Source organism: Sanguibacter antarcticus, from assembly GCF_002564005.1.
GTDB classification, from domain to species: domain Bacteria; phylum Actinomycetota; class Actinomycetes; order Actinomycetales; family Cellulomonadaceae; genus Sanguibacter; species Sanguibacter antarcticus.
On sequence record NZ_PDJG01000001.1, the window covers coordinates 2,457,258 to 2,469,916 of the forward strand.

The 12,659-nt window shown below is 71.5% G+C and carries 10 protein-coding genes and 1 tRNA gene; 3 read left to right on the forward strand and 8 right to left on the reverse strand.

Going from position 1 to position 12,659, the window contains the following annotated elements; all coding sequences use genetic code 11:
* Positions 1–33: 33 nt before the first annotated feature.
* Positions 34–1,356, reverse strand: a complete 1,323-nt coding sequence (locus ATL42_RS11200) for a uracil-xanthine permease family protein (RefSeq protein ID WP_245862461.1) — start codon at positions 1,354–1,356, stop codon at positions 34–36.
* Between the two features lie 140 nt (positions 1,357–1,496).
* Between ATL42_RS11200 and ATL42_RS11205 the strand changes: the two genes are divergently transcribed.
* Complete coding sequence (locus ATL42_RS11205; RefSeq protein ID WP_098455410.1) at positions 1,497–1,949, forward strand: DUF4190 domain-containing protein; 453 nt, start codon at positions 1,497–1,499, stop codon at positions 1,947–1,949.
* Here ATL42_RS11205 and ATL42_RS16435 read toward each other — a convergent pair.
* From ATL42_RS16435 to ATL42_RS11225, 5 genes are all read right to left on the reverse strand, one after another.
* A complete protein-coding gene (locus ATL42_RS16435) occupies positions 1,946–2,110 on the reverse strand; it encodes a hypothetical protein (RefSeq protein WP_169925399.1) in 165 nt (54 codons plus the stop codon). The two genes, ATL42_RS11205 and ATL42_RS16435, sit on opposite strands and share 4 nt — an antisense overlap.
* Positions 2,111–2,161: 51 nt before the next feature.
* On the reverse strand, positions 2,162–3,079 hold the full coding sequence (locus tag ATL42_RS11210; protein WP_098455411.1) for an LLM class F420-dependent oxidoreductase: 918 nt from the start codon (positions 3,077–3,079) through the stop codon (positions 2,162–2,164).
* A 23-nt stretch (positions 3,080–3,102) separates the two neighbouring features.
* Positions 3,103–4,359: a hypothetical protein gene (locus ATL42_RS11215; protein WP_098455412.1), complete on the reverse strand. Its 1,257-nt coding sequence runs from the start codon at positions 4,357–4,359 to the stop codon at positions 3,103–3,105.
* Positions 4,360–4,547: 188 nt separating this feature from the next.
* A tRNA-Ser gene (locus ATL42_RS11220) sits at positions 4,548–4,637 on the reverse strand.
* Positions 4,638–4,722: 85 nt separating this feature from the next.
* A complete protein-coding gene (locus ATL42_RS11225; protein ID WP_098455413.1) occupies positions 4,723–6,936 on the reverse strand; it encodes a methyl-accepting chemotaxis protein in 2,214 nt (737 codons plus the stop codon).
* Between the two features lie 66 nt (positions 6,937–7,002).
* Here ATL42_RS11225 and ATL42_RS11230 point away from each other — a divergent pair, with 66 nt between their 5' ends.
* Complete coding sequence (locus ATL42_RS11230; protein WP_098455414.1) at positions 7,003–7,860, forward strand: NAD-dependent protein deacetylase; 858 nt, start codon at positions 7,003–7,005, stop codon at positions 7,858–7,860.
* Here ATL42_RS11230 and tadA read toward each other — a convergent pair.
* Complete coding sequence (tadA, locus tag ATL42_RS11235; RefSeq protein ID WP_169925400.1) at positions 7,823–8,293, reverse strand: tRNA adenosine(34) deaminase TadA; 471 nt, start codon at positions 8,291–8,293, stop codon at positions 7,823–7,825. The genes ATL42_RS11230 and tadA overlap by 38 nt on opposite strands.
* Before the next feature lie 67 nt (positions 8,294–8,360).
* Between tadA and upp the strand changes: the two genes are divergently transcribed.
* Positions 8,361–8,999 carry a uracil phosphoribosyltransferase gene (gene upp / locus ATL42_RS11240; RefSeq protein WP_098455416.1) on the forward strand — a complete coding sequence of 213 codons (639 nt, stop codon included), beginning with the start codon at positions 8,361–8,363 and terminating at the stop codon, positions 8,997–8,999.
* A gap of 66 nt (positions 9,000–9,065) precedes the next feature.
* On the opposite strand, the gene ATL42_RS11245 is transcribed toward upp, so the two are convergent.
* A complete protein-coding gene (locus ATL42_RS11245) occupies positions 9,066–12,587 on the reverse strand; it encodes a sigma-70 family RNA polymerase sigma factor (protein ID WP_169925401.1) in 3,522 nt (1,173 codons plus the stop codon).
* Between the last annotated feature and the right edge of the window lie 72 nt (positions 12,588–12,659).

A 12,659-nucleotide genomic window follows, 5' to 3' on the forward strand; every position in this document is an offset into this window, starting at 1 on the left:
GCGGTCCCGGCAGGCTGAGCGCCCGGCCGGCTCCTACTGGACCGGTCCGGCGCTCTCGACCTCGCTGCCTCCTGGCGCCGACGCGGGCGACGCAGCCTCTTGGCTCGTCCCGCGCCACCGGGACAGGACGCGCATCGAGTGGTAGATCCCCAGTGCGGCTGCCGTGCCGATCGCGATCCCCTTGAACTCGAGGTCGCCCGGCGTCCAGGCGAAGTCAGCGATGCCGACGACCAGAGCGATGGCCGCCGTCGTGAGGTTGACCGGGTCGGAGAAGTCGACCTTGTTCTGCACCCAGATGCGCGCACCGAGCATGCCGATCATCCCGTAGAGGAGCGTCGCCGCACCTCCCAGCACACCGCCCGGGACCGAGGCGATGACCTCGCCGAACTTCGGCGAGAGGCTCAGCACCAGCGCACCGCACGCCGCGACCCAGTACGCCGCCGTCGAGTAGACGCGGGTCGCGGCCATGACACCGATGTTCTCCGCGTACGTCGTCGTCCCGGATCCTCCGCCGAGACCGGCGAACGTCGTGGCGAGCCCGTCCGCCAGGAGGGCGCGCCCGGCCAGGTCGTCGAGGTTCTGCCCGGTCATCGCTGCGACCGACTTCACGTGCCCGACGTTCTCGGCCACGAGGACGAGCACGACCGGCACGAACAGACCGAGCAAGGACACCTGGAAGGTCGGGGTGACGAACTCCGGGAGGCCGAACCACGCAGCCTGCTCGACACCCGCGAAGCTCACCTCCCCACGGACGACCGCGCAGCCGTACCCGACGAGGACGCCCACGAGGATCGCCAGCCGTCCGACGATCCCCTTGAACAGGACCGTGACGAGGACGATCGAGACCAGCGTCACCATCGCGGTGACCGGCGCCGTCTGGACGTTGCCCCACGCCGACGGCGCGAGGTTGAAGCCGATGAGCGCCACGATCGTGCCGGTGACGACCGGCGGCATGATCGCGTTGATCCACCGGGCCCCGGCGAGGTGGACGACCACGCCGACGACGGTGAGCGTCAGCCCCGTGATGAGGATGCCTCCCACGGCCGCCGACTGACCGCCGGACGCGGTCGCTGCACCGATGGGCGCGATGAACGCGAAGCTCGATCCGAGGTAGCTGGGGAGCCTGTTGCCGGTCACGAGGAGGAAGAGCACGGTCCCGACCGCGGAGAAGAACAGCGTCGTCGCGGGAGAGAAGCCCGTGAGAAGCGGGACGAGGAACGTCGCACCGAACATCGCGACGATGTGCTGCAGACCGATGCCGACGGTGAGCGGCCACGACAACCGCTCTCCCGGCCCGACGACGTCGGACGGTCCCATCGTCTTGCCGTCGCCATGGACGGTCCAGCCAAGCTTCACGGTGATCTCCCGAGACACGAGCATGCACGTGGTGGGCCGCTCCTGCGACCCACGGAGCAGGATACTGCGGGCTAGACGCAGCCTGACCCAGGGTGCGTACGATCGAGGCACAGACTGCCCACAGCGACAGAGGAGCAACCGTGTCCAGCCCCAACTTCAGCAAAGAGCCCGGCGACGGTGCTGCACCGTCGAACCCCTACAGCACCCCCGCAGCCGACGCCGGGACCCCCGGCCCGTCGTCCTACGAGAGCGCGCCGCCGCAGGGGGCCCCGTACCAGCAGCAGTACCCGTCGAACGGGCCTGGCGGCTACCCGTACGGTGCGCCCACCGCGACCAACCCCATGGCGCTCGGATCGCTCATCGCGTCGATCGCCGGGTGGACGGTCGTGCCGGTCGTCGGGTGGATCGTCGGCGTGATCCTCGGGCACATCGCCCGCCGACAGCTCCGAGAGAACACCGCGCAGGGTGCCGGGCTGGCGCTCGCCGGGCTCATCACCGGTTACGTCGGGCTGGCGCTGCTTGTGCTGGCCTTCGTCCTCCTCTTCGTCTTCGTCGCTGTCGTCGGGGTGAGCTACGAGAGCTGGGACGTCTAGAGCCGGGACGTGATCGACGCCAGCAGGTAGCTGCGCGTGCTGCCGTCGTCGATGCGCTCGTCGGGCAGGTCCCGCGACGCCTCGAGGGCGGCGGCCGCGTCGTCTGGGCCAGCGAGATAGCCGCTGACGGGGCTCATCGGCAGCACGAGGATGCCGAGCATCGCGGCCGGGCCGCGCGGCGTCGTCAGGAGGGTGTCGTCAGGAGGGTGTCGTCAGGAGCGCGACACGACCTCTCGCGCGACGAGGTCTAGGTGGTCCAGGTCGGAGAGGTCCATGACCTGCAGGTAGACGCGCTCGACGCCCTGCTCCGCGATCTTGCCGAGCGTGTCCACCGCCTCGTCGACCGTCCCGGCGATGCCGTGCTCGCGCAGCTCTGCCGGCTCGCGCCCGATCGCTCGCGCCCGCTCGACGAACTCTGCCTCGTTCGCACCGACGCACATGATGAGGGCTGTCGAGTAGGTGAGCTCGTCCGCGTCACGGCCGATCGCCTCGCACGCCTCCCGGACGCGTGCGAACGTCGGTGCGAGCGCGTCGAGCTCGGGGAAGGCCGCGTTGAACTCCGTCGCATGACGCGCCGCGAGAGCAGGGGTGCGCTTGGGCCCGTTGCCGCCGACGATCACCGGGACGCTCCCGACCGGCTTCGGGAGCGCCGGGGAGTCGGTGAGCGTGTAGTGCGTGCCGTCGAACGAGTACGTCTCGCCGACGGGGGTCCCCCACAGGCCGGTGATGATCTCGAGCTGCTCTTCGAGGAGACCGAAGCGCTTCGCAGGGAACGGGACGCCGTACGCCTCGTGCTCGCGCGCGAACCAGCCGGCTCCGAGCCCGAGCTCCGCGCGGCCGCCGCTCATCTGGCTGACCTGGGCCACCTGGATCGCGAGGAGTCCCGGGTGCCGGAACGTCGCCGAGGTGACGAGGGTCCCGAGCTTGATGCGGCTCGTCTCGCGGGCCAGTCCCGCGAGCGTCAGCCAGGCGTCCGTGGGGCCGGGCAGCCCGTCGCCGTCGCCCATCGCGAGGAAGTGGTCGGAGCGGAAGAAGGCGTCGAAGCCGAGGTCCTCGGTCGCCTTCGCGACCGCGAGAAGATCGTCGTACGTCGCGCCCTGCTGGGGTTCTGTGAAGATTCTGAAGTCCATGACCTCACCCTACGGTCGGCAGGCTATCGGGGTTCGAGCCCGCGCCAGCGGCGCGGCAACGCCATGTCTGCCACCGTGACGACCGCCGCCGCTGCGCAGGCCCACCCGAGAGCGGTCCGGGACGTGCTCCCCCGCTGGGCTCCGGGCCGCAGCAGGATGGCTGCCGCGCCGCCTGCGGCGACCGCCTCGGCGATCGAGAGCAGCCAGTACGCACGTGGACGGTAGATCCACAGGCGCTGCAGGTCGTTGATCCGGCCGGGCTCGGTGGGGACTGTCGTGAGCGAGGACCACATCGCCTGGACGAAGGGCTGCGACTCGACGCGTCGGACGTCCGGCAGCTCCGCAGGGTCCAACCAGCCTTCGGCCACCTCGGCGGCCTCGACCGGGAGCCCGAGGAGCCGCATGACGGCAGTGAAGGGGTCGTCGGCCTCGGTGTCGTCGAAGAGCGTCTGGAGGGCGCGCGTCTGCGAGTCGGTGAGGTCGAGCGTGCGGGCGAACTCGCCGACGTCCCCGACCGGGGTGTCGAAGTACTCGTGCACGAGGGTCATGACGCCGTCGGTGGGTGCGACGCCCTCGGACGGGTCGAGGTGCTTCCACCGAGGCCCCCACTCGTGCGCAGCGACGACGGCGCGGCCGCGCATGAGGCCGATCCGACGCCAGGGACCGTTGCGCTCGAGGCCGACGGTCGGGGTCGCTGACGCCGAGGTCGCAACCGGTTCGAGGTCCGCACCGGGGTCGACGGCCGCGACGATCGACGTGCCGTCGATCTGCGCGAACCAGAGGTCGGACTCCATGAGGTGCGCGAGCTGCGGTGCCTCCGTGGAGCGCAGGCGACCGACGACGGCACCGGAGCGCTGCTCGATGACGATGCCGAGACCGTGGTCCGCGCTCGCGTCGGACGGGATCTCGAGCTCCTCGCCGACCCGGCACGCGACGTCGATCGCCCGCGAGAGGTAGGTCGCGACGTCGTCGCACGAGAGCGTGGGGTAGGGGCCGTTCGCCGGGTTCTCGTCCGGCGCCCAGCGCACGATGCGCCCATCGCTCCAGCCGACCGTGCGAGCGATGACCCAGCCGGGCGCACCGATGTGCGTACCGTCGATCATCTCCGCCGGGATGCCGAGCTGGGTGAGGACACCCGCGACCTCCTCGACGGTCGCTGCGGGGACGTGCTCGATGGCGTCCTCCGTGCGGGCGCCCTCGCCACGCGGGTCCCGAGGCTCTACAGCGATGTAGAGCGGGACGAGGGCGAGAAGATCTGTGCCAGAAGTGACGTCCTGCATGACACGAGTCTCACACATCCTCGCGCGGGCGTCGTCGTGGTGGACGCACGAGACGGGCTGGACGGGCCATGAGGCGCGGGAGCCCTCGACCTCTCGCCCAAGAACACGACAGAACCCCCCGCTCAAAGCCCTTCAGGGCTCCCAACGGGGGGTTCTGGCACTGCATGACCCTGAACGACCAGGATCTGTGGCGGTAGCGGTGAGATTCGAACTCACGGTGGACTTTCACCCACACACGCTTTCGAGGCGTGCTCCTTAGGCCGCTCGGACACGCTACCTCGCCCAGAAGAGTACCTGCCGAGAGCCCGAAGCTCCCAATCGACGCCCCGGGCGCCTGCCGGTCAGCGGGATCTCACCGGGATCTCACCGGGACGTCAGCGTGAACTCCCGGACCCCGTCGGCCAGCTCGGACGCCACCTGGCCGAGGTCGCTCACCGCGCCGCGGACCTCGCCGACCTGCTGGCTCGTCGCCTCGGACGTCCGTGCGACGAGAGCGATGTTGTCGGCGATGTCGGTCGAGCTCGTCGCAGCGCTCACGAGGTTCCGCTCGATCTCCGTCGTCGTCATCGCCTGCTGCTCGACGACGGCCGCGACCGCCCCCTGCCGCTCGTTGACCTCCGCCATGGCTGCGGCGATCCGTGCGATGCCCGCCGTGACGTCCCCGGCGTCCGCTCGCACGGCGTCGAGGACCGGCTCGATCGCGTCGATCGCGGTCGCCGTCTGGCGTGCGAGCTCCTTGACCTCGCCGGCCACGACCGCGAAGCCGCTGCCGGCGTTCCCGGCGCGGGCCGCCTCGATGGTCGCGTTGAGCGCGAGCAGGTTCGTCTGCTCGGCGATCGCGGTGACCGTGCGCAGGACCGCGGCGATCTGCGAGGACGAGTCTCCGAGCCGCTCCGCGGACTCCGACGTCTCGGTGATAAGTCCCACGGCCCGCACGGCTTCCGTCGCAGCCGACCGGACGTCGTGCCCCACGGACTCGATCGACGTCCTCATCTCGGTCATCGCTGCGGTGACGGCCTGCACCTCGGACGAGACGACCGACGCGGAACCGGCGGCCTCGGCCGCCCGCTGCTGCGCGTCGCCCGCGATGCCCTCGAGAGCACGGCTGGAGTCCCCGAGCCCTCCGGCGGTCGCGTGGAGCGACCCGGCGCTCGTCTCCATCCGTTGCACGGCCGTCCGCATGCCGTCGACGGCCTCGCGCAGGGCCTCCCCCATGACACCGATCTCGTCTGTGCCTTCCGGGACGACGACGACCGAGAGGTCGCGGTCCGCGACGCGACGCAGGGCATCGGTCAGCCGGACCAGCCGTCGGGTGATCCGCCCGGAGGTCCACACCACGACCGCGGCGACGAGAGCGGCGACCGCGAGACCGATGAGCATGAGGTCGCGCGCGAGCGCGCTCGCGCCCTCCTCGAGGTTCGCGGGGACTGCCTCGAGGTCGGAGTCGAAGCCCCAGGCAGCGATGGTCCATCCCCATGCCGGGAACGATCCTGCCTCGACGGTCGCGGCCCCGCTGCCGGCCAAGGTCACGCGCGACCGGGCGTGCTCGCCCTGTCCGTCCGCGACCGCGTCGACGATCCCCTGGACGTACGCGGTGCCGTCAGCGTCGACGGCGTCGAGCGCGGAGTCCCCCTCGACGCTGCCGGGCGGCGGAACGACATAGTCGCCTGCAGCGCTGACGACCGTGACGTAGCCGGCGCTGCCGATCGCGATCTCGGAGAGGGCCGCGCGCAGGGGCGCGTCGACGTCCGTCTGCGGCAGCCCGACGAACACGGCCCCGATGACCTCGCCCGACGCGTCGAGCAACGGACCGTAGCCCGTCACGTACGTCTCGCCGACGACGGTTGCCGTGCCGAAGAAGCTCTCGCCTGCGAGGAGGGACGCGACGACCGCGTTGGGCGTGCCGTCGGCTCCCGTGGCTCCGATGTAGGTGCCGATGGCGCGCGCACCGTCGGCGGTCGGGACGGTCGTCCCGACACGGAGCATGTCGCCGTCGTCGTTCATGCGCTGGAAGACGGTGACGGCCTCGCCGAGGAGCGTGGCGATCTCGTCGACGACGGGCGTGGTCGTCGCGAGGTCGGTGTTCTGGCCGAGCCAGGTCTCGCCGACGGACAGCCGGGGAAGCGTGACGTCGGTGGCGTCGCCCGTGGTCTGGTTGGTCGCGCGCCACGCGACCGACGAGTCCAGCACGACGGGGCCGTGCCCGGCGAAGACCTGCTGGGCGACGCGGAGGTCGGACTCGAGCCGGGACGTGACGGTGGCGACCTGCGTCGCGACGAGCGACTCCGCCTGCATGACCGTGGTGTCGAGCGACGACTCGTTGAGCGCGCGCACGTCCGCGCTCGCGCCGTCGGCGAGCGACGCGCTCTCGACGGCACCGGCGACGGTGAGCAGCACAGCGGTGACGACCACCGAGCCCACCCCCGTGAGGAGGAGCTGTGCACGGAGCCCGAGGCTGCGTCCGGTTCGATGGTTCAGACGGCTGGCGATGTCCGTGGTCTGCACAGTGCCTCCTGGTTCGTTCGCGGGGGATCCGGCGACGATGACGGGGCGCCCCAGGACCGGGACGTCATTCACCTATCGGCGGTAGGTGAATGCTCATGACCGTTCGCCGCACATCGGTGCAGCCGTACCCTGGAACGGATGGACACGATCGAGACCCTCAGCACCGATCCCGTGCTCGCGCCCCTCGTCGAGATCTTCGCCGGGCACCGCGTCGCCGTGCTCACCGGGGCCGGGATGTCGACCGACTCGGGCATCCCCGACTACCGCGGGCCGGACTCGCCGCCGCGCACCCCCATGACGTACCAGCAGTTCGTCGGCGACGCCGCGTTCCGACGCCACTACTGGGCGCGCAACCACGTCGGCTGGCAGCACGTGCAGCGCACCTCCCCCAACGCCGGCCACCGTGCGCTGGTCGAGCTAGAGCGCGCCGGGGCGGTCACCGGCGTCGTCACGCAGAACGTCGACACCCTCCACCGGGTCGCCGGCAGCCGCACCCTCGTCGACCTCCACGGAAGCTTCGACCGCGTCGTCTGCCTCACGTGCGGGCACGTGGTCTCGCGCGAGTCGCTCGCCGTGCGGCTAGAGGCAGCGAACCCGGGCTTCGTCGAGAGCATCGGGAACGTCGCCGACATCGAGATCGCCCCCGACGCGGACGCCGTCATCGAGTCCACCGCCCACTTCCACCCCGTCGCCTGCGAGCGGTGCGGCGGGATGCTCAAGCCAGACATCGTCTACTTCGGCGAGAGCGTCCCCAAGGAACGGGTGGCGCGAGCGTTCGAGATCGTCGACGGCGCCGACGCCCTGCTCGTCGCCGGGTCGTCGCTCACGGTCCACTCGGGCCTCCGGTTCGTCAAGCACGCCGCGAAGGCGGGCAAACCGGTCGCGATCGTCAACCGCGGCACCACGCGCGGGGACGACCTCGCGACCGTCCGCCTCGACGCCGGGACCTCCGAGGTCCTCACCGCTCTTGTCGGTGCCCTGCGAAGAAGTCCCTGAGCAGGCCCGCGCACTCCTCCTCCTGCACGCCGCCGAGGACCTCGACGCGATGGTTCATCCGGCGGTCGCGCACGATGTCCCACACCGACCCGGTCGCCCCCGCCTTGTCGTCCCACGCCCCGAGGACGAGCCGCGGCACGCGCGCGAGCAGGACCGCGCCGGCGCACATCGCGCACGGCTCCAGCGTCACCACGAGCGTGCAGCCCTCGAGCCGCCACTCCCCGACCGCCGTGGCAGCCTCGCGCAGGGCGATCACCTCGGCATGAGCCGTCGGGTCGCCTGTCGCTTCTCGCGCGTTGTGACCGCGCCCGACGACCGTCCCGTCCGGACCGACGACCACGGCGCCGACCGGGACGTCGCCCGTGCGGAGCGCGAGCCGCGCCTCGTCGAGAGCAAGGTCCATGGCCCAGCCGTACCGTCCGTCGTGGTGCATGCGCGCCAGTATGGCAGCGGCACCGGCGTGGCAGCATGCCAGGGTGAGAGCGCGGTACCGTTCTCTCATGCGCCTGCACGTCGCCGACCACCCGCTGGTCGCACACAAGCTCACCGTCCTCCGCGACCAGGAGACGGCCTCGCCGACCTTCCGGCTCCTCGTCGACGAGCTCGTCACGCTCCTCGCGTACGAGGCCACGCGCGAGGTGCGCACGGAACCGCACACGATCACGACCCCGGTGACCGAGACGGTCGGGACACGCATCGCGGACCCGCGCCCGCTCGTCGTCCCGATCCTGCGCGCCGGGCTCGGCATGCTCGACGGCATGACCCGCCTCCTGCCCACCGCCGAGGTGGGGTTCCTCGGGATGCAGCGCAACGAAGAGACGCTCGAGGCGGTCACGTACGCCAACCGGCTGCCCGACGACCTCACGGGTCGCCAGTGCTTCCTCCTCGACCCGATGCTCGCGACCGGCGGCACGCTAGTCGCCGCGATCGACTTCCTCTTCGACCGTGGGGCCCGTGACGTCACGGCCGTCTGCCTGCTCGCCGCGCCCGAGGGCCTCGAGGTCCTCGAGAAGTCGATCGGCGACCGCGTCGACGTCAAGGTCGTCGTCGCCGCCGTGGACGAGCGCCTCAACGAGAAGGCGTACATCGTCCCGGGCCTCGGCGACGCAGGCGACCGCCTCTACGGCGTCATCGACTGACCTGACGGAGAAGCGCGGCCGGCACGGTCTCGCGGCCCGGTCGAGCATTGGAGCCACGACGGTCGGTCAACTGCCCGAGCGGGCGATCACACCGTCGGACGTGAAGGGCATCCCGGTCAGCGGGTCCGTACTGCTGACCATGTAGGTAAAGCTCCCAGAGTCGACGGCCCCCACGCTCGTGAGCACGTCGATCGGCAGACGCACCTGCTCCCCTGCGCCGAGCTCAGCCACCGTGCACGTGACCTCCTCGCCGGACGGCCTGCACCGCGGGCCGACGGACACCAGGACCAACTTCCTGTCCGGGATCGTCAGCTCGACGGTCATGTCTACGAGGTCGAGCGGGCTGCCGTTGTTCGCCGAGACGGTGAAGGCGATGATGGGCCCGTAGGCATACAGCTGCACCGGCTCGAGCACGACCGCCGGGACAGCAGGAGCGTCGTCCTGGTCGAGCGGCCCCGCTGCCGACGCATCCGCAGAGGAGTGCACGACGAGGGTGTCGAGCGCACCCTTCCCGCTGGCAGGGACCGTGAGGCTCAGCGCGAACGGACCGGTCGCGCCAGCGGCAGTCGGGAGGAGCCCGGCCGACCGGTAGGTCACCACGCTGGTCCCCCCGGTCGTCGGCAGGGCCGCGCCGTTCGCGAGCACCGTGGCAGGGACGCCGCTGCGTCCTGACGCGGTCGCCGCGACCTTGACTGCTCCGTCAGCCGGGAGCAGGTACGTCTTCTCGGCTGACGCAGCGCCGAACGGCGGCGGTCCCGACAGGAGCGCGACCGTCGATGCTGGCTGGTCAGGAACGTCGTACACGATCGTCAGCGACCACCGCAGGTCGACCGGCAGCACGGTCCCCGGCTCCGGCACCACGGTCCACCGGCCGCTCGCGGGGTGCGCCGAGACGAACGACGTGACGTCGCTCGCCGCCCAGTACCCCTGAGCACGTGCGCCCGGTGCGTCGAGCACGACCGGGGTCCCCACCAGCGGCTCCGTGGCGAGCCCGCCAGCGTCGGTGCGGAGCTCCACGTGGGAGAGTCCGTCGGCAGAGGTGCCCTGCGCGTCGGAACCGCTCCACACGACCTCCGCGTGGCGGACGATCGCGTCATCCGGGACGCGCACCATGATCGCCTCGCTCGCAGCACCAGAGATCTGAGCCGTCTGGAGCGAGCCTGCGAGGAGCGCGGTCGCGGACAGCCCTCGTGCGGCGACGGTCAGGTGACTCGCCGTGCCGGACGTGCTGGACGTGCCGGACGTGCCCGCCGCCGTCCCATGGCCGACGACCGGGACAAGCTCACCGTCGAAGGACGAGTCCGGGGCGACCTGCACCGGCAGGACGAGCGTCGTGGACGCGTCCCCGGCAAGGTCCGCCAAGCTGCTGCACGACGCGACAGCACGGTCAGAGGCGGAACGGACCGTGCACGACCAGTCCGCGCTAGACCCGGCTGCGAGCGACAGCGAACCGTCAGGGGCCCCCCACGTCACACCGCTGTCCACAGGCAGCGGGAGGTCGACGCTCACGTCTTCCGCCGTCTCCTGACCGAGGTTCGACACGTTCACCGCGAGGTGTCCTGGCCGTCCTGCGACGAGCTCCGCGACAGGGACGACTTCCGCGTCGAGGCGCGCAGGTGCCTGGGCGATCAGTGAGGACATCGTGATCGCGGCACCGTGGCGCACCCCGCCGACGTAGAGCTGACCGGTGATGGTCACGGACGTCGCCGTGCTCTCCGCGTAGAAGTCGAGCGTCAGGTCGGCCGACGCGCCGCTCGCGATCTCGGCGATCTCGCACCGGACGGTCGTCAGGCCAGACGTCTCCGGGGTCCCGGCGAGGCAGACCCAGCCCTCGCTCTCGAGCGCAGGCAGGCGTGGACCGAAGACACCAGAGGTCGCCGAGTCGTCGGCGACGAACGCGAGACCGGCCGGGACGGACAGCTCGAGAGCCACGTCGGTGACGACGTCCTGGCCCGAGTTGGTCAGCGCGAGCGTGAGCGTGTTGTTCTGGCGTGCAAAGAACGTGGTCCCGGACCCGAGCGTGAGCCCCATGTCGAACGACACCGGGGTGGGTGTCGGGTCAGGGTCGACCGGTGCCGGGGTGATCGGGTCGGGGTCAGCTGGGTCTGGGTCTACCGGGTCTGGGGCGACCGGGTCCGGATCGACCGGGTCCGGGGCGAGGGGCGAGGCGTCTTCCGGGGTGGTCCCGGTCGGCGTGCCTGACGGAGTCGTCGCGCGCGGGACTGTCGGGGTCCCGCTGTCCACGGCGTCGGAGCTGTCTGACGGGCTGGTGTCGTCTGCGGTGTCGTCGGGCGCGAGCGGGACGGCCGCGGGATCCGACGGGTCGTCCGGCGGCGAGAGCGCGTCTGCGTCGGCCGGGTCGTCGCTGCTGGCGTCGCCGTCCTGCGTCTCGGTGGTGGCGCCGCTCGCGACAGGGCCTGACGGCGGGGCGTCGTCCCCGCCGAACACCCCGAGGAGAGCCGCCGCCGCGAGGCCCGCGGCCACGACGACGACCGCTGCGATCCCGACCACGAGCGCGGGAACCGCTGCCGCCGCAGCGGCGAGCCCTCCCGCGGCAGCTCCGCCTGCGCTCCCGGCAGCGGCTCCGCCTGCACCGGCGGACGCACCGCCCGCGGACCCTCCGGACGCACCAGCAGCCGACCCACCAGGTGCCGCGGCACCTGAGGCAGCAGCACCCGAGGTCGCGGCGCCGGACAGTCCGGTGGCAGCGAGGCCGGTGGCGGTCGCGGTCCCTGCCACGGCACCCCACGTGGGCAGCGCGGTCCCGACGAGGCCTGCACCAGCGAGGCCGAGGACCAACGGAGCGATGACCGTACGCATCCCGTGCGAGACGTCGCCGAGCTCGAGGACGAGCGCGCGGCACTCGCCGCAGTCGTCGAGGTGACGCTCCACGACCGCTGTCTCGCGCTTGGCGAGCCCGCCCCGGACGTACGACCCGAGGAGGCCGTTGGCCTTCTGGCACTCGTCTGCGGGTGTGCTCGACAGGTGCTGCTGGAGGTATGCCTCGCGCAGCCCCTCACGCGCCCTGTACGCGAGAGCCGCTGCACCGTTGGCGGTCAGTCCGAGGATGGGCGCGATGGCTGCCGGGGCGAGCCCTTCGACCTCGGAGTACCAGAGGACGGACTGCCACCGCTCGGGGAGGGAGCGGAACGCTTCGGCGACCGTCGTGCGCTCGAATCCCTGGAGGGCGGGCTCTTCGGTCGAGGCCAGCGGGCCGAAGGCCGACTCGAAGGCCTCCGTGTCGTCCGTCGGCTGGGTCCGGCGGGCTCCGTTGATCATCTCGAACGCGCGCCGACGCACCACGGTGAACAGGTAGGCACGGAAGGCGATGTCTGGGCCGCCGCCGCCGCTGACGATGACGAGGACCTTGGTGAACGCGTCCGCCACGGCGTCGTCGACCTCGCTCGGTGAGCGCAGGTACTGCCCAGCGACCCGGCACGCCGCTGCCGCGTGCCGCTGGTAGAGCGCCCCGAAGGCCTCGTTGTCACCGAGACGAACAGCCGTGATGAGCTCGGCATCCGAGGAGCCTGCGCCCCATGCTGCCCCGTGCTCGTCCGTCACCTTGCCCGCTCTCGACGCTCGCTCCACGACCCGATCAGGTCCTTTGTGCCAGCGCCCCGCACACGCCCTGTCGAATTCGGCAGGACGTACGGTTGGTGC

What these genes read in the sequence shown, in the direction of transcription:
- upp (WP_098455416.1), top strand. Translation starts at nt 8,361, where the DNA reads ATGCGCCTGCACGTCGCCGACCACCCGCTGGTCGCACACAAGCTCACC.
- tadA (WP_169925400.1), bottom strand. Translation starts at nt 8,293, where the DNA reads ATGCACCACGACGGACGGTACGGCTGGGCCATGGACCTTGCTCTCGAC.
- ATL42_RS11230 (WP_098455414.1), top strand. Translation starts at nt 7,003, where the DNA reads ATGGACACGATCGAGACCCTCAGCACCGATCCCGTGCTCGCGCCCCTC.
- ATL42_RS11210 (WP_098455411.1), bottom strand. Translation starts at nt 3,079, where the DNA reads ATGGACTTCAGAATCTTCACAGAACCCCAGCAGGGCGCGACGTACGAC.
- ATL42_RS16435 (WP_169925399.1), bottom strand. Translation starts at nt 2,110, where the DNA reads ATGCTCGGCATCCTCGTGCTGCCGATGAGCCCCGTCAGCGGCTATCTC.
- ATL42_RS11215 (WP_098455412.1), bottom strand. Translation starts at nt 4,359, where the DNA reads ATGCAGGACGTCACTTCTGGCACAGATCTTCTCGCCCTCGTCCCGCTC.